This is a genomic window from Pseudomonas sp. GM80 (assembly GCF_000282515.1).
Lineage (GTDB): Bacteria > Pseudomonadota > Gammaproteobacteria > Pseudomonadales > Pseudomonadaceae > Aquipseudomonas.
Genome location: NZ_AKJD01000154.1, coordinates 48575 through 74379, shown reverse-complemented (window position 1 = coordinate 74379; position 25805 = coordinate 48575). Strand labels below are relative to the sequence as shown.

Sequence of the window (25805 nt, the reverse complement as noted above, 5' to 3'; positions counted from 1 at the left end):
ATGGCTTTTACCTTGCCTGCCTTGCCTTACGCCTACGACGCATTAGAACCGCACATCGATGCGCAGACCATGGAGATTCACTACACCAAGCATCACCAGACCTACATCAACAACCTCAACGCTGCGGTAGAAGGCACTGAGTACGCTGAATGGCCGGTGGAAAAACTGGTCGCCAGCGTCAAGGAGTTGCCGGAGAAACTCCGTGCCGCGGTGATCAATCAGGGCGGCGGTCACGCCAACCACTCGCTGTTCTGGGAAGTAATGGTGCCAAGCGGCGGCGGCAAACCGGATGGCGCGCTGGCCAAGGCAATCGATGAGCAGTTGGGCGGCCTCGACAGCTTCAAGGAAGCCTTCACCAAAGCCGCGCTGACCCGTTTCGGCAGCGGCTGGGCCTGGCTCAGCGTGACCCCGGAGAAGAAATTGATCGTGGAAAGCAGCGGCAACCAGGACAGCCCGCTGATGAACGGCAACACGCCGATTCTCGGTCTCGACGTCTGGGAGCATGCCTACTACCTGCGTTACCAGAACCGTCGCCCGGAATACATCAACGCGTTCTACAACGTGATCAATTGGCCTGAAGTTGCTGCGCGCTATCAGGCCGCACTGGTTTAAGTCTTCTATAAAAACAATCCAAGGCTGACTATGGGCACTGAAACACTGGCGATCGGAAGTGGGCGTATGTTTCGTTACGCAGTGGGATCGCTATTGCTGTTGGCGGGCATGACCTTGCTGGTTGCCCACGGACTGGCATGGCTGAATCTCGAACCGCGGCTGTTGCGGGCGTTGCAGGGTGGCGCGATCTGCGCGCTCGGCACGGCGCTTGGTGCGGTGCCGGTGCTGGTGATTCGGCGCATGCCGCAGGCACTCAGCGATACGTTGCTGGGGTTTGGTGCCGGGGTGATGCTGGCGGCGACGGCGTTTTCGCTGATCGTGCCGGGCATTGCCGCTGCCGAAAGTCTTGGTTTGACGCCGTGGGGCGCCAGTGGCCTGATCTGCTTCGGCATCATGCTCGGCGCATTCGGGCTGTATCTGGTTGATCTCAAGGTTTCCGGCGCGTCTGCGGAAATGCTCGTCGGCACCGTCGAGCACCCGGTGATTCCGCCACGGATCTGGCTGTTTGTGTTTGCGATCATTGCCCATAACATTCCTGAAGGCATGGCCGTCGGCGTGTCTGCCGGTGGCGGCATGCCGGATGCGGACAGCCTGGCCATGGGCATCGCTTTGCAGGATGTGCCGGAAGGTCTGGTGATTGCGCTGGTATTGGCCGGGGCAGGGATGTCGCGGGTGAAGGCGTTTATGATTGGCGCGGCGTCAGGCCTGGTCGAGCCGGTGTTTGCGCTGTTGTGCGCGTGGCTGGTCAGTCTGGCCCAGGTGTTGTTGCCATTAGGTTTGGCGCTGGCGGCGGGGGCGATGTTGCTGGTGGTGACCCACGAAGTGATCCCCGAGTCGCGACGCAATGGTCATGACAAATTGGCCAGCCTTGGTTTGTTGAGCGGGTTTTGTCTGATGATGGTGATGGATACCGCATTAGGTTGAAGATCAAAAGATCGCAGCCTTCGGCAGCTCCTACAGGGATTATGTGCGCCGCGGGTAACCGTAATTGCCCCCTTCCAATGTAGGAGCTGCCGCAGGCTGCGATCTTTTGATGTTGGCTGTCAGCCGCCTTCATCGAAGTAGTTGTTGATCAACGCGACCAACGCATCCAGTGCTTCCTGTTCCTGATGCCCTTCAGTACTCAGATAGATCTTGGTGCCCTTGCCAGCCGCCAGCATCATCATCGCCATGATGCTTTTGCCATCAACCGTGGTCTCAGGCGTGCGACCCACTCTGATCGTGCAATCCGGATACTGCCCGGCCACTCCAACAAACTTGGCCGATGCGCGGGCATGCAGGCCCAGTTTGTTGATGATTTCGATTTCCAGAGCAGGCATCGCGGTGTGAATCCTTTAAGTGAGGTCGCGGTGGCGAACCTGGACGTTCTTCAGGGTTTTCTGCAGGGCCTGACCCAGGCGTTCAGTCAGGTAGACGGAGCGGTGATGCCCGCCGGTGCAGCCAATGGCAATGGTCACATAGGCACGATTGCTCGCGGCAAAACGTGGTAGCCACTTGTGCAGGTAGGTGAAGATGTCCTGGAACATTTCTTCAACCTCAGGCTGCGCTGCCAGATACTCGGCCACCGGTGCATCGAGGCCGGACTGTTCGCGCAGTTCCGGTTTCCAGTAGGGGTTGGGCAGGCAGCGCACATCAAAGACCAGATCTGCATCCACCGGCATGCCGCGCTTGAAACCGAATGACTCGACCAGAAACGCCGTGCCCGGCTCCGGCTGATTCAGCAGACGCAGCTTGATGGTGTCGCGCAACTGGTACAGGTTCAGATTGGTGGTGTTGATCTTCAGGTCGGCGAGATCGGCGATCGGGCCGAGCAGGGCAGTTTCATCGTGAATCGCTTCGGCCAGCGAGCGGTTGGCATTGCTCAGCGGGTGGCGGCGGCGAGTTTCGGAGAAACGCTTGAGCAGGGTTTCTTCATCGGCATCAAGATAAAGCACATCACATTGAATGTGCTTGCTGCGGGCATCTTCCAGCAGTTCGGGAAAGCGGCTCAGGTGACTCGGCAGGTTGCGCGCGTCAATCGACACGGCGACCAGCGGTTGCGCAAGCTCCGTGTGGATCAGTGCGCGCTCGGCAAGCTCTGGCAGCAAACCTGCCGGCAGGTTGTCGATGCAGTAGTAACCGTTGTCCTCAAGGACATCAAGGGCGGTGCTTTTACCCGAGCCGGAACGGCCGCTGACGATGATCAAGCGCATGATTACTGCCCGTTTTGCTCGTCCAGAACGACCTGGTACAAGGCTTCGTTGCTCGCGGCGCTGCGCAATTTGTCACGCACGTCCTTGCGGTCGAGCATGCTGGCGATCTGACGCAGCAACTCCAGGTGCGCATCGGTAGCGGCTTCCGGGACCAGCAAGACAAACAGCAGGTCAACCGGCGCGCCGTCAATGGCGTCGAAATCGATGGGGGCTTGAAGGTGCATCAACGCACTGATGGGCGTTTCGCAGCCTTTGAGGCGGCAGTGAGGAATGGCGATGCCGTTGCCAAAACCGGTAGAACCGAGTTTTTCACGGGCAATCAGGGCCTCGAAGACATCTTGCATCTCCAGATCCGGCACTTCGCGGGCGATCAGGTTGGCAATTTGTTCGAGGGCTTTCTTTTTACTGCCGCCCGGCACGTTCACGAGGGAACGGCCGGGGGTCAGGATACTTTCAAGTCGGATCATGGGGTGGGGGGTTATCGACCGGTCGCGCCCTGGAGCAGGCTCTGGGTCTTTTCCTTATGCTTTTTGAGTTGTTTATCCAGCTTGTCGGTCAAGGCGTCGATCGCCGCGTACATATCGGTATGTTCCGCGTTGGCGACCACTTCGCTGCCGGGTATATGCAAGGTGGCTTCGATTTTCTGCTTCAGCTTTTCGACGCACATCGTGACCTGCACGTTGGTGATCTTGTCGAAATGGCGCTCCAGTCGTTGGAGTTTTTCCTCGATATAGGAACGCAGAGGTTGGGTCACTTCCAGTTGGTGTCCACTGATGTTGACTTGCATACAGCTTCTCCTTCGTTGCCAGTGCATAAAGCGGCAGGCTGGATAGCCTGCCACTGGAACGCTGTAACGTGGCTTACATCAACCGCTTGCGTTCGCTCGAAGGCGCGATCCCTAAGGATTCGCGGTACTTGGCGACGGTGCGGCGAGCCACCTGAATGCCTTGTGCCTCCAGTAAACCAGCGATCTTGCTGTCACTCAACGGCTTTTTCTGATTTTCCGCGGCAACCAGTTTTTTGATGATCGCGCGGATCGCCGTGGACGAGCATTCGCCGCCTTCGGAGGTGCTGACGTGGCTTGAGAAAAAGTATTTCAGCTCATAAATACCGCGCGGGGTATGCATGAATTTCTGTGTGGTCACCCGGGAAATCGTTGATTCATGCATGCCTACCGCTTCGGCGATGTCGTGCAGGACCAGCGGTTTCATGGCTTCGTCGCCGTACTCCAGAAAACCGCGCTGATGCTCGACGATCTGGGTGGCAACTTTCATCAGGGTTTCATTGCGGCTCTGCAGGCTCTTGATGAACCAGCGCGCTTCCTGCAACTGATTGCGCATGAAGGTGTTGTCGGCGCTGGTGTCGGCGCGACGGACGAATCCGGCGTATTGCGCATTGACGCGCAGGCGTGGCACCGATTCCTGATTCAGCTCGACCAGCCAGCGCTCGTTGTCCTTGCGCACGATCACGTCAGGCACAACGTACTCGGCCTCAGTGGATTCGATCTGCGAACCCGGACGCGGATTGAGGCTCTGCACCAGCTCGATGACCTGGCGCAGCTCGTCTTCCTTGAGCTTCATGCGGCGCATCAACTGGCTGTAATCGCGACTGCCAAGCAGGTCGATGTAGTCCGTGACCAGACGCTTGGCTTCTGCCAGCCATGGTGTCTTGGCCGGCAACTGGCGCAATTGCAGCAACAGGCATTCGCCAAGGTTGCGCGCACCGATACCGGCCGGTTCGAATTGCTGGATGCGGTGCAGGACGGCTTCAATCTCGTCCAGCTCGATGTCCAGTTCCGGGTCGAACGCTTCGAGGATTTCTTCGAGGGTTTCGTCCAGATAGCCCTGATTGTTGATGCAATCGATCAGGGTCACGGCGATCAGGCGATCGGTGTCGGACATCGGGGCGAGGTTCAGTTGCCACAGCAGGTGGCTTTGCAGGCTTTCGCCGGCGGAGGTGCGGGTGGTGAAATCCCACTCGTCATCGTCGCTGCTGGGCAGGCTGCTGGCGCTGGTCTGGTAGACGTCTTCCCAGGCGGTGTCGACCGGCAGTTCGTTGGGAATGCGTTCGCTCCAATCGCCTTCTTCGAGGTTGTCGACGGTCGGCGCGGTTTCCTGGTAGGACGGTTCCTGGATCTCGGCGGGCTTCTGTTCAGCGTTGTCGGCCAAGGGGTCGGAATTGTCGAAGTCTTCGCCTTCTTCCTGGCGTTCGAGCATCGGATTGGATTCCAGTGCCTCCTGGATTTCCTGTTGCAGATCCAGGGTCGACAATTGGAGCAGGCGGATGGCCTGTTGCAGCTGCGGTGTCATCGTCAGCTGCTGGCCCATTCTCAAGACTAGCGATGGTTTCATGGCAGGGGCTTAACACCTTATTCGCCGGCGCTATGCGCCATCCACTACAGGGCGCCGAAGCGCCAAACTTAAGCAAATTATATGCCTGAAACTGAAGTGTTTGCCTAGAGCGCTGTAACAATTAAAGCGTATAAAAAGCTGCTTCATCGATACAGCGCCCTCGCGAATCACCAGGATGCTGTCGCGCTTACAGGCGGAACTCGTGACCCAGATACACTTCCTTGACCAGATCGTTGGCCAGGATGGTTTCTGCGTCACCTTCGGCGATCAGTTGACCGTCGTTGACGATGTACGCGGTTTCGCAGATATCCAGGGTCTCACGCACGTTGTGGTCGGTGATCAATACGCCGATGCCCTTGGCCTTGAGGTGGTGGATGATCTGCTTGATGTCGCCGACCGAGATCGGGTCGACACCGGCAAACGGTTCGTCGAGCAGGATGAATTTCGGCGCGGTGGCCAGTGCGCGGGCAATTTCCACGCGGCGGCGTTCACCACCCGACAGGCTCATGCCGAGGTTGTCGCGGATGTGGCTGATGTGGAATTCCTGCAGCAGGCTTTCCAGCTCCTTGCGACGACCAGCCTTGTCGAGTTCCTGACGGGTTTCGAGGATGGCCATGATGTTGTCGGCGACCGACAGTTTGCGGAAGATCGACGCTTCTTGCGGCAGATAGCCGATACCGGCCTTGGCACGACCGTGCATCGGCTGGTGGCTGACGTCCAGATCATCGATCAGTACGCGGCCCTGATCGGCCTGCACCAGGCCGACGATCATGTAGAAGCACGTGGTCTTGCCGGCGCCGTTGGGGCCGAGCAGGCCGACGATCTGGCCGCTGTCGATCGACAGGCTGACGTCACGCACGACCTGGCGGCTTTTATAGGCCTTGGCCAGGTGCTGAGCTTTCAGAGTTGCCATTACTGGGTTTTCTCTTCGGTTTTCTTCTTCGGCTGGATCACCATGTCGATGCGCGGACGCGCCTCGGTGACCTTGCTGCCGGTAGCGCGACCGGCGCTGGCAAGTTTTTTCACCGTGTCATAGACGATCTTCTCGCCCTGAGTGGTGTTGTTGTCTTTATCGACAACCTTGGCCTTGTCGATCAGCACAACGCGGTTTTGCGCGGCGTGGTACTGGATTGTCACGCCCCAGCCCTGTACAGGCTTGGTGTCGCCAGCGGTCTGCAGCTGTTCGAAGTAGGCGAGGTTGCCGACCGAGGTCACCACGTCGATATCACCGGTCGGGGTGCGGGTGATGGTCACGGTATTGCCGGTGACCTTCATCGAGCCCTGGGTGATGATCACGTCACCTTTATAGGTGGCAACGCCGTTCTTGTCGTCCAGCTGGGCATCGTCGGCCTGAATGCGGATTGGCTGCTCTTGATCGTTCGGCAGAGCCCAGGCGCTCACGCTTCCCAGTGCTGCGCCCAGACTGAGCAAAATAGGGAGGGTTTTAACGAGCCTCATACTGTCCTCTTACGTTCGATAGCAGGTGTATCCTGCTGTCCTTCAGGTACGCTTTCATTCCAACGCCAGTCGATACACCGCCAGCGCCGTCGATTCTAACGGGTTGCTCGGTCTGCGCATATTGCTCCTGCGGGAACACCGTCATGCGAGTGGAGGTGACCAGCAGATCGCGCTTCTTTTCATCGGTGCGCTTGATGCGCACCGAGTCGATCAATTCAACCTGGGTGCCACCCGAGTTCACTTCGCCGCGTTCACTGGTCACGTGCCACGGGAAATCCGTGCCGCGGTACATGTTCAGATCGGGTTTGGTGACCAGCGTGATGTCGGTCGCCTTGACGTGCTCGGCTTTCTCGGACGTCATTTCATATTGCACTTTGCCGTCCGGCAGGTATTGCAGGGTGTGTGTGTTGGTTGCATACCAGTCGATCGGGCTTTCGGTCGACGTGACCTGCGGCTTGTCGAGGAAGCGTTCCGGGCTGATGTTCCAGTAGCCGACCGCGGCGAAAAGCGCCGCGATGCAACCGAACAGCAGGAAGTTGCGAAATTTTTTGCTAAACATGGTTTGACTCACAAGTACGCGGCATTGGCGGCATCAAGGCTGCCCTGCGCACGCAGGATCAATTCGCAGAATTCGCGGGCGGCACCTTCGCCGCCACGGGCGCGGGTTACGCCATGGGCGTGTTCGCGGACGAAATCGGCAGCGTTGGCGACCGCCATCCCCAGGCCCACGCGGCGGATCACCGGCAGGTCAGGCAGGTCGTCACCGAGGTAGGCGACCTGTTCATAGCTTAGGCCCAGTTGTTCAAGTAGACCGTCGAGAACGACCAATTTGTCTTCGCGCCCCTGAAAAAGATGCGGGATGCCCAGGTTTTTCGCCCGACGCTCAACCACCGGTGTCTTGCGGCCGCTGATAATGGCAGTTTGTACGCCCGCATTCATCAGCATCTTGATGCCTTGGCCATCAAGGGTGTTGAAGGTCTTGAATTCGCTGCCGTCTTCGAGGAAATACAGGCGCCCGTCGGTGAGGACGCCGTCGACGTCAAACACCGCCAGTTTGATCGCTTTGCCGCGTTGCAGCAGATCGTTGTTCATTTACATGACTCCTGCGCGCAGCAGATCGGAAAGGTTGAAGGCGCCAATCGGGCGATCGTCCTCGTCGACAACTACCAGTGCGTTGATTCGGTGGTCTTCCATGATTTTCAGGGCCTCGGCGGCAAGCATCTCGGGCCGGGCGGTCTTGCCGTGGGCCGTCATTACCTGGTCGATGGTGGCGCTGCGGATATCGATGCTGCGATCAAGGGTGCGGCGCAAATCGCCGTCGGTGAAGATCCCGGCCAGTTTGCCGTCGGCTTCAAGGATCGCCGTCATGCCCAGGCCCTTGCGGGTCATTTCCATCAACGCGTCCTTCAAAAGGGTGCCGCGCTGCACCTGCGGCAGCTCTTGCCCGGCGTGCATGACGTTTTCAACTTTCAGCAACAGGCGGCGGCCGAGGGCCCCGCCCGGATGGGAAAACGCGAAATCTTCAGCGGTGAAACCTCGCGCTTCGAGCAATGCCACGGCCAGGGCATCGCCCATGACCAGTGCTGCGGTGGTCGACGAGGTCGGTGCCAGATTCAACGGGCAAGCCTCATGCTCGACGTGAACGTTGAGATTGACTTCGGCAGCCTTGGCCAGCGGCGATTGCGGGTTGCCGGTGACGCTGATCAGCTGGATGCCCAGGCGCTTGATCAGTGGCAGCAGGGTGACGATTTCGTTGGTCGAGCCAGAGTTGGAGAGGGCCAGAATCACGTCGTCGCGGGTGATCATGCCCATGTCGCCATGACTGGCTTCGGCCGGGTGGACGAAAAAAGCCGGGGTGCCGGTGCTGGCCAGGGTCGCGGCAATCTTGTTGCCGACATGCCCGGATTTGCCCATGCCGACCACGACTACACGGCCTTTGCTGGCCAGAATCATCTCGCAAGCACGGACGAAATCGGCGTCGATATGGGGCAACAAGCCTTGTACGGCTTCCACTTCGAGTTGGATGGTGCGTTGTGCCGATTGAATCAGGTCGCTGGATTGGCTCATGTCAGAAATCGTATAGCCCGATGAAAAGGCGGCGATTATAGCGGTTATGTTGCAAAGCCTCACGCAAGATCGTCGCGCTTTGTCATTCCTCGTTACCAAATGCTTCGAAAACCTGCCGCGAGCCTGTCAAATCACTGAACATGCGCCGGCACAAGCCTTGGGCGCTTGGCGGTTGCAGTGATATAGTTCGCCGCCAGTTCGGCCTGCCCGGGATGTATGTGCTTTCCCAAGAAAGCCTGGCGTCCGAGTGAGAGGCTGCATCGCAAGGAGTTTAGATGAGTGCCGATAACGCCTACGCGGTCGAGCTGAAGGGAGTCTCCTTCAAGCGCGGTGCGCGCAGCATTTTCAATAACGTCGATATTCGCATCCCGCGCGGCAAGGTCACCGGCATCATGGGGCCTTCCGGGTGTGGCAAGACCACGCTGCTGCGGTTGATGGGCGCGCAGTTGCGTCCCACCAGCGGCGAAGTCTGGGTCAACGGTCAGAACCTGCCGAAGCTGTCGCGCAGCGATCTGTTCGATGCGCGCAAGCACATGGGTGTGCTGTTTCAGAGCGGCGCGCTGTTCACCGATCTCGATGTCTTCGAGAACGTCGCTTTCCCCCTGCGCGTTCATACCCAATTGCCGGAAGAAATGATCCGCGACATCGTCCTGCTCAAATTGCAGGCAGTCGGTCTGCGTGGCGCCATTGAATTGATGCCTGACGAACTGTCCGGCGGCATGAAGCGTCGTGTTGCGCTGGCCCGGGCGATTGCGCTCGATCCGCAGATTCTCATGTACGACGAACCGTTCGTCGGCCAGGACCCGATCGCCATGGGCGTGCTGGTGCGCCTGATCCGTCTGCTCAACGATGCGCTGGGGATCACCAGTATCGTGGTCTCCCACGATCTGGCCGAAACCGCGAGCATTGCCGACTACATCTATGTCGTCGGTGATGGTCAGGTGTTGGGGCAGGGCACACCGGATGAGCTGATGAACTCGGACGAGCCGCGTATCCGTCAGTTCATGACCGGCAATCCCGATGGCCCGGTGCCGTACCATTTTCCAGCGACGGATTACCGCGCAGATCTTCTGGGGAAGCGCTGATGCGCAGAATTTCATTAATAGAACGCGTTCGCCGGTTTGGCGAAGCGGCGATCGATGCCGTTGCGGTGTTCGGTCGGGCAACGCTGTTCCTGTTTCATGCCTTGCTGGGGCGCGGCGGTATCAGCGGTGGCTTCGGCCTGCTGGTCAAACAGTTGCATTCGGTTGGCGTGATGTCGCTGGTGATCATTGTCGTTTCCGGCATTTTCATCGGCATGGTCCTGGCGTTGCAGGGTTTCAGCATTCTGTCGAGCTACGGTTCGGAGCAGGCGGTAGGGCAGATGGTGGCCCTGACCTTGCTGCGTGAACTGGGGCCGGTGGTGACGGCGTTGCTGTTCGCCGGGCGTGCCGGTTCGGCGCTGACCGCCGAAATCGGCAACATGAAGTCGACTGAACAGCTTTCCAGCCTGGAAATGATCGGTGTCGACCCGCTCAAGTACATCATTGCTCCGCGTCTGTGGGCCGGTTTCATTTCCCTGCCGGTGCTGGCGATGATTTTCAGCGTGGTCGGCATCTGGGGCGGTTCGTGGGTAGCTGTCGACTGGCTGGGCGTGTATGAAGGCTCCTACTGGGCGAACATGCAGAACAGCGTGAACTTCACCAGTGATGTGCTTAACGGTGTCATCAAAAGCATCGTTTTCGCCTTCGTCGTCACCTGGATCGCCGTATTCCAAGGCTATGACTGTGAGCCCACTTCCGAGGGGATCAGTCGTGCCACCACCAAGACCGTGGTGTTTGCCTCGCTGGCAGTGCTCGGCCTGGACTTTATTCTGACCGCTTTGATGTTTGGAGATTTCTGATGCAAAACCGCACCCTGGAAATCGGTGTCGGCCTGTTCCTGCTGGCAGGGATCCTGGCTTTGTTGCTGCTTGCGTTGCGGGTCAGTGGCCTGTCTCCGACGTCGACCACCGACACCTATAAACTTTATGCCTACTTCGACAATATCGCCGGTTTGACGGTCAGAGCCAAAGTGACCATGGCCGGTGTAACCATCGGCAAGGTCACGGCGATCGATCTGGATCGCGACAGCTTCACCGGTCGGGTCACCCTGCAAGTGGATAAAAAGGTCGACAACCTGCCGACCGACTCCACAGCGTCTATCCTGACCGCTGGTCTGCTGGGCGAGAAGTACATCGGTATCAGCGTCGGTGGGGAAGACAAACCGCTGAAGGATGGCGGAACCATCCACGACACGCAGTCGTCTCTGGTACTGGAAGACCTGATCGGTAAATTCCTGCTCAATACCGTTAGCAAAGACGCCAAATGAGGAGCTTTTGAATGATCTCTATCTTGCGACGCAGCCTGTTGGTGCTGTTGGCGGCCTTGCCGTTGATGGGTAACGCCGTGGCGGCTGCGACTTCGGCACACGATCTGGTTCAGGACACAACCAACCGGTTGCTGGCCGATCTGGCGGCCAACAAAGAGAAATACAAGCAGGATCCGACTGATTTCTACGCGGCGCTCAACAGCATCGTCGGGCCGGTGGTGGACGCCGAAGGCATTTCCAAGAGCATCATGACGGTCAAGTATTCGCGCAAGGCCACGCCGGCGCAGATGCAGACCTTCCAGGAAAACTTCAAGAAAGGCCTGTTCCAGTTCTACGGCAACGCCTTGCTCGAGTACAACAACCAGGGCATTACCGTTGATCCGGCGAAGGACGAGTCGGGTGATCGCACCAGCGTCAACATGACCGTCAAGGGCAGCAACGGCGCGATCTATCCTGTGCAGTACACGCTGGAGAAGATCAATGGCGAGTGGAAACTGCGCAACGTGATCATCAACGGCATCAACATCGGCAAGCTGTTCCGTGATCAGTTCGCCGACGCGATGCAGCGTAATGGCAACGACCTGGACAAGACCATCAATGGTTGGGCCGGTGAAGTGGCCAAGGCCAAGGAATCCACCGAAAAGAACCCAGCACAATGAGTGAGGCCGCAGTTCGTATGAGTGATGTCGACGAGCTTCTGCTCAGCGGAGTGCTGGATTACCGCACCGGCCCTGACTTGCGCAAGGAAGGCCAGGCACTGATCAAGTCCAGTAAAGCGGCATCGCTGGTGATCGATTGCTCGGCGGTGAAAAAGTCCAGCAGCGTCGGCTTGTCGTTGCTGCTGTGCTTCATGCGCGATGCCAAGGCGGCCGGCAAGGCTGTCAGCATCCGCGCAATGCCCGAAGACATGCGCGAAATTGCTCAGGTCAGTGAATTGACCGAACTGTTGGCGCACCCCTGAACCCACATCTATAAAGAAGCCCCCCGTCAGAGTCCTGCCATGCGGGGTTCGCAGGCGCGGGGCTTTTTTGTATGATGTCCGACCCGTGCGCACAGGGCGCCGATTGAGGTTGAGCATGCAGGCCGTAGAAGTGAAGAGCTTCCTTGAAGGAAAGCTGCCCGGAACGTTGGTAGAAGTTGAGGGCGAAGGCTGCAATTTCCAGCTGAACGTGATTAGCGATGAACTGGCGGCGTTGAGCCCGGTGAAGCGTCAGCAGCAGGTCTATGCCCATTTGAACCCATGGATCACCGATGGCAGCATCCATGCGGTCACTATGAAATTTTTCAGCAGCGCGGCCTGGGCCGAGCGCACCTGAGCCTAAGGGCGTCGAGATTCTTATGGATAAATTGATTATTACCGGTGGCGCTCGCCTTGATGGCGAGATCCGCATTTCCGGGGCAAAGAACTCTGCCCTGCCGATCCTGGCTGCCACCCTGCTGTGCGATGGCCCGGTGACCGTTGGCAACCTGCCGCACCTGCACGACATCACCACCATGATCGAGCTGTTCGGTCGCATGGGCATTGAGCCGGTGATCGACGAGAAACTCAGCGTCGAAATCGACCCGCGCACCATCAAGACCCTGATCGCCCCGTACGAACTGGTGAAAACCATGCGTGCGTCGATCCTGGTACTGGGCCCGATGGTTGCCCGTTTCGGTGAAGCCGAAGTTGCACTGCCTGGCGGTTGCGCCATCGGTTCGCGTCCGGTCGACCTGCACATCCGTGGTCTCGAAGCCATGGGCGCGGTGATCGACGTCGAAGGCGGCTACATCAAGGCCAAGGCGCCTGAAGGTGGCCTGCGCGGTGCAAGCTTCTTCTTCGACACCGTCAGTGTGACCGGTACCGAGAACATCATGATGGCCGCTGCTCTGGCCAAGGGCCGCAGCGTGTTGCAGAACGCCGCCCGCGAACCTGAAGTGGTTGACCTGGCGAACTTCCTTAACGCCATGGGCGCCAAGGTTTCCGGCGCCGGCACCGACACCATCACCATTGATGGCGTCGAGCGTCTGGGTTCGTGCTTCTACAAAGTCATGCCTGACCGTATTGAAACCGGCACCTACCTGGTGGCTGCTGCCGTCACTGGTGGCCGCGTCAAGGTCAAGGACACGGATCCGACCATCCTCGAAGCCGTTCTGGAAAAACTCCGTGAAGCCGGCGCAGAAATCACCTGCGGTGAGGACTGGATCGAGCTGAACATGCACGGCAAGCGTCCGAAAGCAGTCAACGTGCGCACCGCGCCGTACCCGGCTTTCCCGACTGACATGCAGGCGCAGTTCATCTCGCTCAACGCCATTGCCGAAGGCACTGGTGCGGTAATCGAGACGATCTTCGAAAACCGTTTCATGCACGTGTACGAGCTGCACCGCATGGGCGCCAAGATCCAGGTCGAAGGCAACACTGCCATCGTCACCGGTACTGAAGTGCTGAAAGGCGCGCCAGTCATGGCCACCGACCTGCGAGCTTCGGCCAGCCTGGTGATCTCGGCACTGGTTGCCGAAGGCGACACGCTGATCGACCGCATCTACCACATCGACCGTGGTTACGAGTGCATCGAAGAAAAGCTGCAGATGCTGGGCGCCAAGATCCGTCGCGTTCCGGGCTGATTGCTGCATTGGGACACAGGGACGTGTCCACTGATTTTAAGAGTCGAGCCGGTTTCCGGCTCGATGTGTGTCCGGCGCCGATTGCGACCGGACATGAGTACCTTGATAAGGACTGACGTTTCCCATGTTGACCATCGCACTGTCCAAGGGCCGCATCCTTGACGACACCCTGCCGCTTCTCGCCGAAGCGGGCATCGTGCCGACCGAGAATCCGGACAAGAGCCGCAAGCTGATTATTCCTACGACTCAGCCAGACGTACGTCTGCTGATCGTGCGCGCCACTGACGTGCCGACGTATGTCGAGCATGGCGCGGCCGACCTCGGCGTCGCTGGTAAAGACGTGCTGATGGAATACACCGGCCAGGGCCTGTACGAGCCACTGGACCTGCAAATCGCCCAGTGCAAGCTGATGACCGCCGGCAAGATCGGTGCGGCCGAGCCCAAGGGCCGTCTGCGCGTGGCGACCAAGTTCGTCAACGTTGCCAAGCGTTACTACGCCGAGCAGGGCCGTCAGGTCGACATCATCAAGCTCTATGGCTCGATGGAACTGGCGCCGCTGATCGGTCTGGCGGACAAGATCATCGACGTGGTCGACACCGGCAACACTTTGCGCGCCAACGGCCTGGAACCTCAGGAACTGATCGCCACGATCAGCTCGCGCCTGGTGGTCAACAAGGCTTCGATGAAAATGCAACACGCCCGAATCCAGGCGTTGATCGATACCCTGCGCAACGCAGTGGAATCGCGACACCGCGGCTGATTCACCTGCGCGACGTTAAGTCGCGCCCGTCTATCCGCCTCATAGCCAGAATCTCAGGTGCCCAAGCGGAAACGACTGCTAAGTTAGGGCGCCTGAGTTTTTGCCATTCCTATGAGGCTCTCGCTATGACCGCAACGACTGCAATTCGCCGACTCAACGCTGCTGACCCGGATTTCGCGCATCATCTGGATCATCTGCTGAGCTGGGAAAGTGTGTCTGACGACTCGGTCAATCAGCGGGTGCTGGACATCATCAAGGCTGTGCGCGAACGCGGTGACGCGGCGCTGGTCGAGTTCACCGAGAAGTTCGACGGCCTCGAAGTCGCTTCGATGGCTGACCTGATCCTGCCGCGCGAGCGCCTGGAACTGGCGCTGACGCGCATCACCGTGCCACAGCGCGAAGCGCTGGAAAAAGCCGCCGCCCGCGTGCGCAGCTACCACGAAAAACAGAAGCAGGATTCCTGGAGCTACACCGAGGCTGACGGCACCGTGCTGGGCCAGAAGGTCACGCCACTGGATCGCGCCGGTCTCTATGTGCCGGGCGGCAAGGCGTCGTATCCGTCGTCGGTATTGATGAACGCGATTCCGGCCAAAGTCGCCGGCGTGACCGAAGTGGTCATGGTCGTGCCGACCCCTCGTGGTGAAATCAACGAGTTGGTGTTGGCCGCCGCGTGCATCGCCGGCGTCGACCGCGTGTTCACCATCGGTGGCGCGCAAGCCGTTGCTGCCTTGGCTTATGGCACCGAAAGCGTGCCGAAAGTCGACAAAGTGGTTGGCCCGGGCAACATTTATGTCGCCACGGCCAAGCGCCACGTGTTCGGTCAGGTTGGCATCGACATGATCGCCGGCCCTTCGGAAATCCTCGTGGTGTGCGACGGCCAGACCGATCCGGACTGGATCGCCATGGATCTGTTCTCGCAAGCCGAGCACGACGAAGACGCGCAGGCGATTCTGGTCAGCCCGGACGCCGAGTTCCTCGACAAGGTCGCCGCCAGCATCGACAAACTGCTGCCGACCATGGATCGCGCGACCATCATCGAAACCTCGATCAATGGTCGTGGTGCGTTGATTCACGTGAAGGACATGGCCCAAGCCATCGAAGTCGCCAACCGCATCGCCCCGGAGCACCTGGAATTGTCGGTTGCTGACCCACAGGCCTGGCTGCCGCAGATCCGCCACGCCGGCGCGATCTTCATGGGCCGTCACACTTCCGAAGCGCTGGGCGACTACTGCGCAGGCCCGAACCACGTATTGCCGACCTCCGGCACCGCGCGTTTCTCTTCGCCACTGGGTGTGTATGACTTCCAGAAGCGTTCGTCGATCATCTTCTGCTCCGAGGCCGGTGCTTCCGAGTTGGGTAAAACCGCCTCCGTGCTGGCCCGTGGCGAATCGCTGAGTGCGCACGCGCGCAGCGCCGAATACCGCATCAAAGACGCAGACTTTCTTCAAGGGCAGGGGGAATAAAGCATGAGTAAATTCTGGAGCCCGTTCGTCAAGGATCTGGTGCCATACGTGCCGGGCGAACAGCCGAAGCTGACCAAACTGGTCAAGCTCAACACCAACGAAAACCCGTACGGGCCATCGCCAAAAGCCTTGGCGGCGATGCAGGTCGAACTCAACGACAACCTGCGCCTGTACCCGGATCCGAACAGCGATCTGCTGAAAACTGCCGTCGCCAACTACTACGGCGTACAGAGCAATCAAGTGTTTCTCGGTAACGGTTCGGACGAAGTGCTCGCGCACATTTTCCACGGTTTGCTGCAGCATGATCAGCCGTTGTTGTTCCCGGACATCAGCTACAGCTTCTATCCGGTTTACTGCGGGTTGTACGGCATCCAATACGATGCGGTGCCGCTGGACGCGCAGTTCCAGATCGACCCGGCTGACTACGCCAGGCCAAATGGCGGAATCATCTTCCCTAACCCGAACGCACCGACCGGGTGCCTGCTGGCGCTGGACGCGGTTGAACAAATCCTCAAGGCCAGCCCGGATTCAGTCGTGGTGGTGGATGAGGCGTACATCGACTTCGGCGGCGAGACAGCGATCAGTCTGGTGAATCGTTATCCGAACCTGCTGGTGACGCAGACCCTGTCCAAATCGCGCTCGCTGGCCGGTTTGCGCGTGGGTCTGGCGGTCGGGCATCCGGACTTGATCGAGGCGCTGGAGCGGATCAAGAACAGCTTCAACTCCTATCCGCTGGATCGTCTGGCGATTGTCGGTGCTGCTGCCGCGTTCGAAGATCGCGAGTATTTCGACAAGACCTGCCGTCTGGTGATCGAGAGCCGCGAGTGGGTGATCGCGCAGTTGCAGGCCAAGGGTTTTGAAGTGCTGCCGTCGGCGGCGAACTTCATCTTCGCCCGGCATCCGCAGCATGATGCGGCGGGGCTGGCGGCGAAATTGCGCGAGCAGGGCGTGATTGTGCGGCACTTCAAGCAGGAGCGGATTGCACAGTTCCTGCGGATCTCGATTGGCACGCCGGAGCAGAATCAGGCGCTGATCGACGGCCTGGGCGAGCTTTAAACCACCGCTGCACCCTGTAGGAGTGAGCCTGCTCGCGATGCGTTTCAGCATTCAACATGTGAGTTGAATGACACACCGCAATCGCGAGCAGGCTCACTCCTACAGGGGATTTGTGATGATTACTCGTGATGTGGTTCGCCAAGAAAGGTCAGTGAGCTGAACAAGCCGCGACTGTTCACATCAGCACTGTCCTTGACTGGCACCTCAACCTGCGCCGCAATCACGTTCAACCCTTCATTTCGCACCAGCACCTGCGCGCGGCCATCCTTGTCGGTCTCGGTGCTCAGGGTGTTCGGCGCGCTGCGATAGTCGCCAATCAACTTCACCCCGGCCGCCGGCTTGCCATCGAGCAACACCCGCACCGGCAATGATTTCCCCGGCCCCACCGTCAGTGGATCAACCTCCGGCAAAATCAGCAGCTTGATCTGATCCAGCTTCGGCAACTTCGCCCCCGGCTGATAAATCGCCAGGCTGTATTTGAATGTCTCGGTTGCCTCAATAGCGCCCGGTACTTTGCTGCGGCCTTCATTGACCCACTTCTTGTCAGCCATCTGCGACCACATGCCGTTATTCAGCGCCACGGCCATCACCGCAGGCGACTTCAGCGGTTTCAAACGTGCGTGATCGGCGAGCCGCTCAACGCTCACCGGAATCATCTTGCCGCCCGCGTCATAAGCCCAGGCGCCGCTGATTTTTTGCGCCTTGAACGCGTTGTCTTCGGCGCCATGGCCGTAGATCACTTCGATATTGCCGCGCCGTTGTTCGGTCCACAGGCCATGAGCCGAGACTTGGCCGGCGAACAGGGCGGCGATGAGCACGAGGGTTTTGCCGTATTGCATGGTGACGTCCTTTTACAGATTGAGTGTCAGGCTGACGGTGAAATTGCGCGGCTCGCCGGGGTTGACCCAGTAATTGCTGTACGAGCGCTCGTAATACTTTTCGTCGAAGAGATTGTTCAGGTTCAGGCCGACGGTGACGTTGTCGCTGGCCTTGTAGTGGGCCAGCAGGTCGACGGTGTGATAGGCCGGCAATTGAAAATCGCTGCCGGATTCACCTGAGCGATCGCCTACATAAGTGAACGCCGCGCCGACGTCCGAGCCGCGCAAACGGCCATCCTGAAATTCATACACCCCGAGCAGACTGCCGCTGCGTTTGGCCACGCCAAGGATGCGGCTGCCGGTGGGAATCACCGCGTCACCCTGAGTGACTTCGGCGTCGATGTAAGCGAAGGCGCCGATCACCCGCACCGCATCGGTGACTTGCCCGGTGACTTGCCAATCGAAGCCGCGACTGCGCGCCTTGCCCATCGCGCGGCTGGTGTCGGTGCCAGGGTCGAGGGCGAGGACGTTTTCCTTGTCGATGTGGAAGAAGGCGAGGGTGCTGCTCAGGCGCTCGTCGAACAGCTCGTTCTTGATGCCGACTTCGTAGCCGACGCCTTCTTCCGGGTCAAAGGATTTGCCGGACGCGTCGAGGCCATTGTTCGGTTTGAACGAGGTCGAGGCGTTGGCGAACAGACCGGTTTGCGGCGTCAGTTGATAGAGCAGACCAGCGCGTTGGGTGAGGGCGTCATGCCGTTGGTTGCTCGTGGAGTTGCGGCTGTGATCGTCGATGTGTTGATCGAAATGTTCGAAACGCGCACCGATCATCCCGCGCAGTTTGTCGGTGAAGATGATTTGATCCTGCAGGTTCAGCGCATGGCTTTCGACGTGTTCGAACGTATCCGTGCCCGAACGTGCACCGTTGGGTTTCGGCTGGCCGTAGATCGGGTTGTAGATGTCGATCGCGTAGGGGCCGCCAGCAATCGTGGTGACGCGCTCGTTCTTACGGAAGTTTTCGTATTCGGTGCCGATCAGCAGTTCGTGCTGCCAAGGGCCAAGGTCGAACAGGCCACGCAGCTCAAGCTGGGTGATGCTGTCGTGCCAGTTGGTGTCGCGCTCGCGATAGCGGCGGTTGACGGTGTGGCCGTCGGCGTTCAGCGCACGCGCTTCCGAGGCGAAACCCCAGAGTTTGCCGTCCTTGTAATGACTGGCCAGGCGCAACTTCCAGCTGTCGTTGAGGTGATGCTCGAGGGTCGCTTGCAGCAGGTTGTTGTGGTTATCGATGTTGCCGTCGTTGGGTTCACCGAGGAAGGTCGAGCGCGACACGCCGCTCCATGTGTTGTTCGGCGCAACGATGCCGCGATCAAACGTGGAGCTGTGGCGGACGATTTCACTTTCCACCAACAACGACGTGTCCGGGTTCAGTTGCCAACTGATCGAAGGTGCGACGAACACGCGCTTGCTGTCGACGTGGTCGCGAAAACTGTTGTTGTCCTCGACCGCGAGGTTGATCCGCGAGAGCACATCGCCCTGATCATCCAGCGGCGTGTTGACGTCCAGCGCAGTGCGATAGCGATCCCAACTGCCGGCGCTGGTTTGCAGCGTGGTAAAGGCTTCGGGCTGCGGTTTCTTGGTGACGATGTTCACCGTGCCGCCCGGATCGCCTCGACCGTACAGGCTGGCCGCCGGGCCTTTGAGCACCTCAATGCGCTCGATGTTGGCCGCATCCGGCGTGCTCGGATAACCGCGATTGGCGCTGAAACCGTCCTTGTAGAACTCCGAGGTGGTGAAGCCGCGCACGCTGTATTCGTACAGTGTCAGGCCGCCGAAGTTGTTCTGCTTCGACACGCCGCCAGCAAAATCTAATGCGCGCTCGACGCTGGTGCTGCCCAGATCCTTAAGCACGCTGGCGGGCACCACGCTGATCGCCTGCGGAATATCGCGGATCGCGGTGTCGGTTTTGGTCGCGCTGGACGAACGAGTAGCGCGGTAACCCTTTACCGGGCCGGTCGGCGATTCGTAATCGGAGACGACACTGATAGCGTCGAGTTCGAGGGGTTGCGGTTCTTCGGCAAAGGCTGGATCAACCAGCAAACCGAGGCTCAGGCCGAGTAGGGAGGCCTTTGTTCGAGACGACATGTTATGTTGTTCCAATTGGCGTATTTGAAACAATATAACATGCCTTTTGAGAAAGTCTCTTATTCACGCCGCTGGCGTGGCAGCGGAGTGAAGCTTCAGCCGGCTTTCAGGTCGAACGTTCCCTCGAACTTCGTACCTTCCTTCGTCTCGAAACTGTAGGAGCCTTTCGCCGAGTTGAGATGATTCGAGAAAGTCACGTTCAATTCTCCTTCATCCGCAACATGCGTCCCACCATCCTTGTCGCTGTAACTCCACGTCATATAAGAATCGAAAAAGTCCTTCTTGTAATATGCCTTGTGGCTTCCGTCCTTGGAGTGCGCCGGGTAACCAAACCCGATCGTGTGATAGGTTCCATCATCGCTCCCGACCATTACACCTCCCTGGTCATTGCCGAAATCGTGCAGATCAACAGCAGTGAACCTGTGCTCCTCCCCACCATCGCGCTTAACCGTAATAAAACCTGAACCCATACGCTCCAAGCCTTTCGTTGCTTCTCGAATGTCCATTTTCAGCCCCATGTTTTGATTATTTGGTTTTGACGGCATCAGCGTAAAACTCAAGGGGCTGTCGTCGATACTGTCGGATATGACAGGTTTTCAGTTTTATTGGCTATCAAGGCTATCGCTGCAGGTTTCAGCGATTGATGTTCTGACGGGCAAAAAAAACGCGATGTATGAAATACATCGCGTTCTTCCAGCAGCGGCAGTTGCCGTCACGGGCGGTGGGGCAGCTTGCTTTTAATTCTCTTCTTTTTCCTGCACCGGCGCTGGCGGCGGACGCAGGCCAATTTCAGCCGAGAGCTTCAGCTCCTTGCCGTTACGCATCACCTGAATCGTCACCTTGTCAGTCGGTTTGATCCGCGCGACCTGGTTCATCGAGCGACGACCATCACCCGCCGGTTCGCCATCAATACTCAAAATCACGTCACCCAATTGCAGGCCGGCCTTCTGTGCCGGGCCATCGCGGAAGATCCCCGCGACGACAATCCCCGGGCGCCCGGACAGGCCAAACGACTCGGCCAGTTCCTGGGTCAGTGGTTGCACTTCAATGCCCAGCCAGCCACGGATCACCTGACCGTGCTCGATGATCGACTTCATTACTTCCATCGCCAGTTTCACCGGGATGGCAAAACCGATGCCCTGCGAGCCGCCGGACTTGGAGAAAATCGCCGTGTTGATGCCGGTCAGATTGCCGTTGGCATCGACGAGCGCACCACCGGAGTTGCCTGGGTTGATCGCTGCGTCGGTCTGGATGAAGTCTTCGTAGTTGTTCAGGCCCAACTGGTTACGCCCGGTGGCACTGATGATGCCCATGGTCACGGTCTGGCCGACGCCGAACGGGTTGCCGATGGCCAGCGCGACGTCGCCGATGCGGATGTTGTCGGAGCGACCGACGGTGATGGCTGGCAGGCTTTTCAGGTCGATCTTGAGGACGGCCAGATCGGTTTCCGGGTCGCTGCCGATCACCCGGGCGAGGGTTTCGCGACCGTCCTTCAAGGCGACGACAATTTGGTCGGCGCCGCTGGTCACGTGGTTGTTGGTCAGAATGTAGCCTTCCGGGCTCATGATCACGCCGGAGCCGAGGCTCGATTCCATGCGTTTCTGCTTCGGCGAGTTGTCCCCGAAGAAACGGCGGAACTGCGGATCTTCAAACAGCGGATGCGCCGGTTTATTGATGACTTTGGTGGTGTACAGGTTGACCACTGAAGGCGCGGCGATGGTCACCGCATCGGCATAGGACACCGGGCCCTGCTGCACGCTGGTGGTTTGCGGTGCCTGTTGCAGGTTGACGTCGAGGCTCGGCAGCCCGACCCACTGCGGGTAACGCTGAATAATCAACAGAGCGATAAGCACACCGGCCAACAGCGGCCAGCCCATAAAACGCAGCGCCTTGAACATTAAGCACGTCCTGGAAAAGTTGCAGGCGGGGTCAGACCGCCCATAATGTCGCGCATTATACGAGGCCGCGCGTGCCTCGGAACGGGATATTTAGGAGTCTTTCATGGCCGTTGCCCTCAGCACCCTCGTCGAAGAAGCCGACCGTTACCTTGGCAGTGCGAAAATTGCCGACTATTGCCCCAACGGTTTGCAGGTCGAAGGTCGGCCGCAGGTGATGCGCATTGTCAGCGGCGTGACCGCCAGCCAGGCCTTGCTGGACGCTGCCGTGGAAGCCGGGGCCGATCTGGTGCTGGTGCATCATGGTTACTTCTGGAAGGGCGAAAACCCGTGCATCACCGGGATGAAACAGCGCCGGTTGAAGACGCTGCTCAAGCACGACATCAGCTTGCTCGCCTATCACTTACCGCTGGATCTGCACCCGGATGTGGGCAATAACGTGCAACTGGCGCGTCAGTTGGATATCACGGTGGAAGGGCCGCTGGACCCGGATAACCTGAAAATCGTCGGCCTGGTCGGCTCGTTGAAAGACCCGATGACCGCACGCGATTTTGCCCGCAAGGTGCAGGACGTCATGGGCCGTGAGCCGCTGGTGATCGAGGGCAGCCCGATGATTCGCCGGGTCGGCTGGTGCACTGGCGGTGGTCAGGGTTATATCGATCATGGCGTCGCGGCGGGCGTCGATTTATTCCTCAGTGGCGAGGCGTCCGAGCAGACTTTCCACAGCGCTCGCGAAAACGATATCAGCTTCATTGCCGCCGGCCACCACGCCACCGAACGCTACGGCGTGCAGGCGCTGGGCGACTACCTGGCAAAACGCTTCGCCCTCGAACACATCTTCATCGACATCCCCAACCCGATCTGACTGACGACCTCTGTAGGAGCTGCCGAAGGCTGCGATCTCTTGATCTTGTTTTTAAAGGGCCAGATCAAAAGATCGCAGCCTTCGGCAGCTCCTACAGGGGCGGGTTGGCCGAACTGGTGGGCATATTCATATGCCCTTTCGTTCTAGCCCGCGTCCTGATTAGAAGAAGGTCGCTGTGCTAGGATTCCCCGCTCGAACACGGCCCGCTGGCCGTTCATAAGAAAGTTTTCGTGAGTAGCCATGGTCGACAAACTGACGCATCTGAAACAGCTGGAGGCGGAAAGCATCCACATCATCCGCGAGGTGGCCGCCGAGTTCGATAACCCGGTGATGCTGTACTCCATCGGTAAAGACTCCGCCGTGATGCTGCATCTGGCACGCAAGGCGTTCTTCCCGGGCAAGCTGCCGTTTCCGGTGATGCACGTCGACACCCGCTGGAAATTCCAGGAGATGTACAAGTTCCGCGACAAGATGGTCGAAGAACTGGGCCTGGACCTGATCACCCACATCAACCCCGATGGCGTGGCGCAGAACATCAACCCGTTCACCCACGGCAGCGCCAAGCACACCGACATCATGAAAACCGAAGGCCTGAAACAGGCACTCGACAAGCATGGTTTCGACGCAGCGTTCGGCGGCGCCCGTCGCGATGAAGAGAAATCCCGCGCCAAAGAGCGCGTGTACTCGTTCCGCGACAGCAAGCACCGCTGGGACCCGAAAAACCAGCGTCCGGAGCTGTGGAACGTCTACAACGGCAAGGTCAACAAGGGCGAATCCATCCGTGTGTTCCCGTTGTCGAACTGGACCGAACTGGACATCTGGCAGTACATCTACCTCGAAGGCATCCCGATTGTGCCGCTGTACTTCGCCGCCGAACGCGAAGTGATCGAGAAGAACGGCACGCTGATCATGATCGACGACGAGCGCATCCTCGAGCACCTGTCCGACGAAGACAAAGCGCGCATCGTCAAAAAGAAAGTGCGTTTCCGTACCCTGGGCTGCTACCCGTTGACGGGCGCCGTGGAGTCCGAAGCCGAAACGCTGACGGACATCATCCAGGAAATGCTCCTGACGCGAACTTCCGAGCGCCAGGGCCGTGTCATCGACCACGATGGCGCCGGCTCGATGGAAGACAAAAAACGTCAGGGTTATTTCTAAGGGGTTGTCATGTCGCACGTATCTGATTTGATCAGCGAGGACATCCTCGCCTACCTGGGCCAGCACGAACGTAAAGAGCTGCTGCGCTTTTTGACTTGCGGTAACGTCGATGACGGCAAGAGCACCCTGATCGGGCGCCTGCTGCACGACTCGAAAATGATCTACGAAGATCACCTCGAAGCGATTACCCGCGATTCGAAGAAAGTCGGCACCACCGGTGACGACATCGACCTGGCATTGCTGGTCGACGGCCTGCAGGCCGAGCGTGAGCAGGGCATCACCATCGATGTTGCTTACCGCTACTTCTCCACCGCGAAACGCAAATTCATCATTGCCGACACCCCTGGCCATGAGCAGTACACCCGCAACATGGCCACCGGTGCCTCCACCTGTGACCTGGCGATCATCCTTGTCGACGCGCGTTACGGCGTGCAGACTCAGACCCGTCGCCACAGCTTCATTGCTTCCCTGTTGGGGATCAAACACATCGTCGTCGCCATCAACAAGATGGATTTGAAAGACTTCGATGAAGGCGTGTTCGAGTCGATCAAGGCTGACTACCTGAAGTTCGCCGAAGGCTTGAAGATGAAGCCGACCAGCATGCACTTCGTGCCGATGTCTGCCCTCAAAGGCGACAACGTGGTCAACAAGTCCGAGCGCTCGCCTTGGTACAAAGGCCAGTCGCTGATGGAAATCCTCGAGACCGTGGAAGTGGCGGGCGATCGCAACTTCACCGATCTGCGTTTCCCGGTGCAATACGTCAACCGTCCGAACCTGAACTTCCGCGGTTTCGCCGGTACGCTGGCCAGCGGCATCGTGCACAAGGGTGACGAAGTCGTGGTGCTGCCGTCGGGCAAGAGCAGCCGGGTGAAATCCATCGTCACCTTCGAAGGTGAGCTGGAACACGCCGGTCCAGGTCAGGCGGTGACGCTGACCATGGAAGACGAAATCGACATCTCCCGTGGTGACCTGTTGGTGCACGCCGACAACGTGCCGCCAGTCACCGACAGCTTCGAAGCGATGTTGGTGTGGATGGCTGAAGAGCCGATGCTGCCGGGCAAGAAATACGACATCAAACGCGCCACCAGTTACGTGCCGGGCTCGATTGCCAGCATCGTTAACAAGGTTGACGTGAACACCCTGGAAGAAGGCCCGGCGAGCGCGTTGCAGCTCAACGAAATCGGCAAGGTGAAGATCGCGCTCGATGCGCCGATCGCCCTCGACGGTTACGACAGCAACCGCACCACCGGCGCGTTCATCATCATCGACCGCTTGACCAACGGCACCGTCGGCGCCGGCATGATCGTCGCGCAGCCAGTGACGCATGGCACTGCCACGCACCACGGCAAACTGGCGCATGTTGCGACTGAAGAACGTGCTCAGCGCTTTGGCCAGCAACCGGCAACCGTGCTGTTCAGCGGCCTGTCGGGCGCGGGCAAAAGCACGCTGGCTTACGCGGTCGAGCGCAAGCTGTTCGACATGGGCCGTGCGGTGTTTGTGCTGGATGGCCAGAACCTGCGTCAGGACCTGAACAAAGGCCTGCCACAGGATCGCGCCGGGCGTACCGAGAACTGGCGTCGTGCCGCGCACGTGGCGCGTCAGTTCAACGAAGCCGGTCTGCTGACCCTGGCCTCGTTCGTGGCACCAAGCGCTGAAGGGCGTGAACAGGCCAAGGACCTGATCGGCAAGGATCGTCTGCTGACCGTCTACGTGCAGGCCTCGCCGGCCGTCTGCGCCGAGCGTGATCCGCAAGGCCTGTATGCCGCCGCTGGCGACAACATCCCGGGCGAATCCTTCCCGTACGACGTGCCGCTGAATGCCGATCTGGTGATCGACACGCAGACGGTGAGTGTGGAAGAAAGCGTCAAGCAAGTGCTGGATCTGCTGCGTCAGCGTGGCGCGATTTAAGCGTTAGCCTGAAAAACAAAACCCGCTGATGAGAGATCATCGGCGGGTTTTTTGTTGCCTTGATATTGCTATCGCTGGCAAGCCAGCTCCCACAGGGATTTTCAGCGCAC

29 protein-coding genes are annotated in these 25805 nt (G+C 59.1%); 15 read left to right on the top strand and 14 right to left on the bottom strand.

The features are described 5' to 3' along the window. Both PMI37_RS21965 and PMI37_RS21960 read left to right on the top strand, forming a co-directional pair. Positions 1-612: a superoxide dismutase gene (locus tag PMI37_RS21965; RefSeq protein WP_045123232.1), complete on the top strand. Its 612-nt coding sequence runs from the start codon at positions 1-3 to the stop codon at positions 610-612. Positions 613-642: 30 nt separating this feature from the next. Then, entirely contained in the window at positions 643-1536 is an 894-nt protein-coding gene (locus PMI37_RS21960; protein WP_008085080.1) for a ZIP family metal transporter, read from the top strand. A gap of 119 nt (positions 1537-1655) precedes the next feature. Here the strand turns inward: PMI37_RS21960 and PMI37_RS21955 are convergent, their stop codons facing one another. The 10 genes from PMI37_RS21955 to PMI37_RS21910 form a co-directional block, all read right to left on the bottom strand. Then, entirely contained in the window at positions 1656-1931 is a 276-nt protein-coding gene (locus PMI37_RS21955; RefSeq protein ID WP_008085079.1) for an HPr family phosphocarrier protein, read from the bottom strand. 15 nt (positions 1932-1946) lie between these two features. Beyond that, positions 1947-2804 carry an RNase adapter RapZ gene (gene rapZ, locus PMI37_RS21950; protein WP_008085077.1) on the bottom strand — a complete coding sequence of 286 codons (858 nt, stop codon included), beginning with the start codon at positions 2802-2804 and terminating at the stop codon, positions 1947-1949. A 2-nt stretch (positions 2805-2806) separates the two neighbouring features. Continuing rightward, positions 2807-3271 carry a PTS IIA-like nitrogen regulatory protein PtsN gene (gene ptsN, locus PMI37_RS21945; RefSeq protein ID WP_008085075.1) on the bottom strand — a complete coding sequence of 155 codons (465 nt, stop codon included), beginning with the start codon at positions 3269-3271 and terminating at the stop codon, positions 2807-2809. Between the two features lie 11 nt (positions 3272-3282). After that, positions 3283-3591 (bottom strand): ribosome hibernation-promoting factor, HPF/YfiA family, encoded by a 309-nt coding sequence (gene hpf / locus PMI37_RS21940; RefSeq protein ID WP_008085073.1) that lies wholly within the window; start codon positions 3589-3591, stop codon positions 3283-3285. Positions 3592-3664: 73 nt separating this feature from the next. Then, the gene (locus PMI37_RS21935) at positions 3665-5155 is read right to left on the bottom strand and encodes an RNA polymerase factor sigma-54 (protein ID WP_008085071.1); all 1491 of its coding nucleotides are present in this window, start codon (positions 5153-5155) and stop codon (positions 3665-3667) included. A gap of 187 nt (positions 5156-5342) precedes the next feature. Next, positions 5343-6068, bottom strand: a complete 726-nt coding sequence (lptB, locus tag PMI37_RS21930; protein ID WP_008085069.1) for an LPS export ABC transporter ATP-binding protein — start codon at positions 6066-6068, stop codon at positions 5343-5345. Then, complete coding sequence (gene lptA / locus PMI37_RS21925; RefSeq protein WP_008085067.1) at positions 6068-6613, bottom strand: lipopolysaccharide transport periplasmic protein LptA; 546 nt, start codon at positions 6611-6613, stop codon at positions 6068-6070. Before lptA ends, lptB begins: the two co-directional genes overlap by 1 nt. Continuing rightward, a complete protein-coding gene (gene lptC / locus PMI37_RS21920; RefSeq protein WP_008085064.1) occupies positions 6600-7172 on the bottom strand; it encodes an LPS export ABC transporter periplasmic protein LptC in 573 nt (190 codons plus the stop codon). Before lptC ends, lptA begins: the two co-directional genes overlap by 14 nt. A gap of 8 nt (positions 7173-7180) precedes the next feature. Continuing rightward, on the bottom strand, positions 7181-7705 hold the full coding sequence (locus PMI37_RS21915) for a KdsC family phosphatase (RefSeq protein ID WP_008085062.1): 525 nt from the start codon (positions 7703-7705) through the stop codon (positions 7181-7183). Then, complete coding sequence (locus PMI37_RS21910; RefSeq protein ID WP_008085060.1) at positions 7706-8680, bottom strand: KpsF/GutQ family sugar-phosphate isomerase; 975 nt, start codon at positions 8678-8680, stop codon at positions 7706-7708. A gap of 275 nt (positions 8681-8955) precedes the next feature. Here PMI37_RS21910 and PMI37_RS21905 point away from each other — a divergent pair, with 275 nt between their 5' ends. The 10 genes from PMI37_RS21905 (at position 8956) to hisC (ending at position 16912) form a co-directional block, all read left to right on the top strand. Continuing rightward, positions 8956-9765 carry an ATP-binding cassette domain-containing protein gene (locus PMI37_RS21905; protein WP_008085058.1) on the top strand — a complete coding sequence of 270 codons (810 nt, stop codon included), beginning with the start codon at positions 8956-8958 and terminating at the stop codon, positions 9763-9765. After that, positions 9765-10562 (top strand): lipid asymmetry maintenance ABC transporter permease subunit MlaE, encoded by a 798-nt coding sequence (mlaE, locus tag PMI37_RS21900; RefSeq protein ID WP_003221704.1) that lies wholly within the window; start codon positions 9765-9767, stop codon positions 10560-10562. Before PMI37_RS21905 ends, mlaE begins: the two co-directional genes overlap by 1 nt. Then, positions 10562-11029 (top strand): outer membrane lipid asymmetry maintenance protein MlaD, encoded by a 468-nt coding sequence (mlaD, locus tag PMI37_RS21895; protein ID WP_007912400.1) that lies wholly within the window; start codon positions 10562-10564, stop codon positions 11027-11029. The genes mlaE and mlaD overlap by 1 nt, the downstream gene beginning before the upstream one ends. A gap of 11 nt (positions 11030-11040) precedes the next feature. Further along, positions 11041-11688 (top strand): MlaC/ttg2D family ABC transporter substrate-binding protein, encoded by a 648-nt coding sequence (locus PMI37_RS21890; RefSeq protein WP_008085055.1) that lies wholly within the window; start codon positions 11041-11043, stop codon positions 11686-11688. Then, entirely contained in the window at positions 11685-11990 is a 306-nt protein-coding gene (locus PMI37_RS21885) for an STAS domain-containing protein (RefSeq protein WP_045123231.1), read from the top strand. The genes PMI37_RS21890 and PMI37_RS21885 overlap by 4 nt, the downstream gene beginning before the upstream one ends. 115 nt (positions 11991-12105) lie before the next feature. Then, positions 12106-12345 carry a BolA family protein gene (locus PMI37_RS21880; RefSeq protein WP_008085051.1) on the top strand — a complete coding sequence of 80 codons (240 nt, stop codon included), beginning with the start codon at positions 12106-12108 and terminating at the stop codon, positions 12343-12345. Between the two features lie 22 nt (positions 12346-12367). Further along, positions 12368-13633, top strand: coding sequence for a UDP-N-acetylglucosamine 1-carboxyvinyltransferase (gene murA, locus PMI37_RS21875; protein WP_008085049.1), 1266 nt, complete (start codon positions 12368-12370; stop codon positions 13631-13633). Positions 13634-13757: 124 nt separating this feature from the next. Beyond that, positions 13758-14393, top strand: coding sequence for an ATP phosphoribosyltransferase (gene hisG / locus PMI37_RS21870; protein ID WP_008085048.1), 636 nt, complete (start codon positions 13758-13760; stop codon positions 14391-14393). A 125-nt stretch (positions 14394-14518) separates the two neighbouring features. After that, positions 14519-15856, top strand: a complete 1338-nt coding sequence (gene hisD / locus PMI37_RS21865; protein ID WP_008085045.1) for a histidinol dehydrogenase — start codon at positions 14519-14521, stop codon at positions 15854-15856. A gap of 3 nt (positions 15857-15859) precedes the next feature. Further along, positions 15860-16912: a histidinol-phosphate transaminase gene (gene hisC, locus PMI37_RS21860; RefSeq protein ID WP_008085044.1), complete on the top strand. Its 1053-nt coding sequence runs from the start codon at positions 15860-15862 to the stop codon at positions 16910-16912. 119 nt (positions 16913-17031) lie between these two features. Here the strand turns inward: hisC and PMI37_RS21855 are convergent, their stop codons facing one another. The 4 genes from PMI37_RS21855 to algW all read right to left on the bottom strand — a co-directional run bounded on the left by PMI37_RS21855 (position 17032) and on the right by algW (position 21767). Then, the gene (locus tag PMI37_RS21855; RefSeq protein WP_008085042.1) at positions 17032-17751 is read right to left on the bottom strand and encodes a DUF4198 domain-containing protein; all 720 of its coding nucleotides are present in this window, start codon (positions 17749-17751) and stop codon (positions 17032-17034) included. 12 nt (positions 17752-17763) lie between these two features. Next, positions 17764-19869 (bottom strand): TonB-dependent siderophore receptor, encoded by a 2106-nt coding sequence (locus tag PMI37_RS21850; RefSeq protein WP_008085040.1) that lies wholly within the window; start codon positions 19867-19869, stop codon positions 17764-17766. A gap of 95 nt (positions 19870-19964) precedes the next feature. Further along, the gene (locus tag PMI37_RS21845) at positions 19965-20429 is read right to left on the bottom strand and encodes a hypothetical protein (protein ID WP_157173104.1); all 465 of its coding nucleotides are present in this window, start codon (positions 20427-20429) and stop codon (positions 19965-19967) included. 177 nt (positions 20430-20606) lie between these two features. Beyond that, on the bottom strand, positions 20607-21767 hold the full coding sequence (gene algW, locus PMI37_RS21840) for a Do family serine endopeptidase AlgW (RefSeq protein WP_008085036.1): 1161 nt from the start codon (positions 21765-21767) through the stop codon (positions 20607-20609). A gap of 103 nt (positions 21768-21870) precedes the next feature. Here algW and PMI37_RS21835 point away from each other — a divergent pair, with 103 nt between their 5' ends. The 3 genes from PMI37_RS21835 (at position 21871) to cysN (ending at position 25695) form a co-directional block, all read left to right on the top strand. Further along, positions 21871-22629 (top strand): Nif3-like dinuclear metal center hexameric protein, encoded by a 759-nt coding sequence (locus PMI37_RS21835; RefSeq protein ID WP_008085034.1) that lies wholly within the window; start codon positions 21871-21873, stop codon positions 22627-22629. A 240-nt stretch (positions 22630-22869) separates the two neighbouring features. After that, positions 22870-23787, top strand: a complete 918-nt coding sequence (cysD, locus tag PMI37_RS21830; protein WP_008085033.1) for a sulfate adenylyltransferase subunit CysD — start codon at positions 22870-22872, stop codon at positions 23785-23787. 9 nt (positions 23788-23796) lie between these two features. Beyond that, a complete protein-coding gene (gene cysN, locus PMI37_RS21825; protein ID WP_008085030.1) occupies positions 23797-25695 on the top strand; it encodes a sulfate adenylyltransferase subunit CysN in 1899 nt (632 codons plus the stop codon). The last annotated feature ends 110 nt before the right edge of the window (positions 25696-25805 follow it).

Coding starts and splice junctions, on each gene's coding strand:
- lptC (WP_008085064.1), bottom strand. CDS start 7,172: ATGTTTAGCAAAAAATTTCGCAACTTCCTGCTGTTCGGTTGCATCGCG.
- murA (WP_008085049.1), top strand. CDS start 12,368: ATGGATAAATTGATTATTACCGGTGGCGCTCGCCTTGATGGCGAGATC.
- lptA (WP_008085067.1), bottom strand. CDS start 6,613: ATGAGGCTCGTTAAAACCCTCCCTATTTTGCTCAGTCTGGGCGCAGCA.
- PMI37_RS21955 (WP_008085079.1), bottom strand. CDS start 1,931: ATGCCTGCTCTGGAAATCGAAATCATCAACAAACTGGGCCTGCATGCC.
- PMI37_RS21890 (WP_008085055.1), top strand. CDS start 11,041: ATGATCTCTATCTTGCGACGCAGCCTGTTGGTGCTGTTGGCGGCCTTG.
- hisD (WP_008085045.1), top strand. CDS start 14,519: ATGACCGCAACGACTGCAATTCGCCGACTCAACGCTGCTGACCCGGAT.
- mlaD (WP_007912400.1), top strand. CDS start 10,562: ATGCAAAACCGCACCCTGGAAATCGGTGTCGGCCTGTTCCTGCTGGCA.
- PMI37_RS21880 (WP_008085051.1), top strand. CDS start 12,106: ATGCAGGCCGTAGAAGTGAAGAGCTTCCTTGAAGGAAAGCTGCCCGGA.
- hisC (WP_008085044.1), top strand. CDS start 15,860: ATGAGTAAATTCTGGAGCCCGTTCGTCAAGGATCTGGTGCCATACGTG.
- PMI37_RS21960 (WP_008085080.1), top strand. CDS start 643: ATGGGCACTGAAACACTGGCGATCGGAAGTGGGCGTATGTTTCGTTAC.
- cysN (WP_008085030.1), top strand. CDS start 23,797: ATGTCGCACGTATCTGATTTGATCAGCGAGGACATCCTCGCCTACCTG.
- algW (WP_008085036.1), bottom strand. CDS start 21,767: ATGTTCAAGGCGCTGCGTTTTATGGGCTGGCCGCTGTTGGCCGGTGTG.
- PMI37_RS21965 (WP_045123232.1), top strand. CDS start 1: ATGGCTTTTACCTTGCCTGCCTTGCCTTACGCCTACGACGCATTAGAA.
- cysD (WP_008085033.1), top strand. CDS start 22,870: ATGGTCGACAAACTGACGCATCTGAAACAGCTGGAGGCGGAAAGCATC.
- hpf (WP_008085073.1), bottom strand. CDS start 3,591: ATGCAAGTCAACATCAGTGGACACCAACTGGAAGTGACCCAACCTCTG.
- rapZ (WP_008085077.1), bottom strand. CDS start 2,804: ATGCGCTTGATCATCGTCAGCGGCCGTTCCGGCTCGGGTAAAAGCACC.
- lptB (WP_008085069.1), bottom strand. CDS start 6,068: ATGGCAACTCTGAAAGCTCAGCACCTGGCCAAGGCCTATAAAAGCCGC.
- PMI37_RS21850 (WP_008085040.1), bottom strand. CDS start 19,869: ATGTCGTCTCGAACAAAGGCCTCCCTACTCGGCCTGAGCCTCGGTTTG.
- hisG (WP_008085048.1), top strand. CDS start 13,758: ATGTTGACCATCGCACTGTCCAAGGGCCGCATCCTTGACGACACCCTG.
- PMI37_RS21855 (WP_008085042.1), bottom strand. CDS start 17,751: ATGCAATACGGCAAAACCCTCGTGCTCATCGCCGCCCTGTTCGCCGGC.
- PMI37_RS21915 (WP_008085062.1), bottom strand. CDS start 7,705: ATGAACAACGATCTGCTGCAACGCGGCAAAGCGATCAAACTGGCGGTG.
- PMI37_RS21910 (WP_008085060.1), bottom strand. CDS start 8,680: ATGAGCCAATCCAGCGACCTGATTCAATCGGCACAACGCACCATCCAA.
- PMI37_RS21835 (WP_008085034.1), top strand. CDS start 21,871: ATGGCCGTTGCCCTCAGCACCCTCGTCGAAGAAGCCGACCGTTACCTT.
- ptsN (WP_008085075.1), bottom strand. CDS start 3,271: ATGATCCGACTTGAAAGTATCCTGACCCCCGGCCGTTCCCTCGTGAAC.
- PMI37_RS21885 (WP_045123231.1), top strand. CDS start 11,685: ATGAGTGAGGCCGCAGTTCGTATGAGTGATGTCGACGAGCTTCTGCTC.
- PMI37_RS21905 (WP_008085058.1), top strand. CDS start 8,956: ATGAGTGCCGATAACGCCTACGCGGTCGAGCTGAAGGGAGTCTCCTTC.
- PMI37_RS21935 (WP_008085071.1), bottom strand. CDS start 5,155: ATGAAACCATCGCTAGTCTTGAGAATGGGCCAGCAGCTGACGATGACA.
- mlaE (WP_003221704.1), top strand. CDS start 9,765: ATGCGCAGAATTTCATTAATAGAACGCGTTCGCCGGTTTGGCGAAGCG.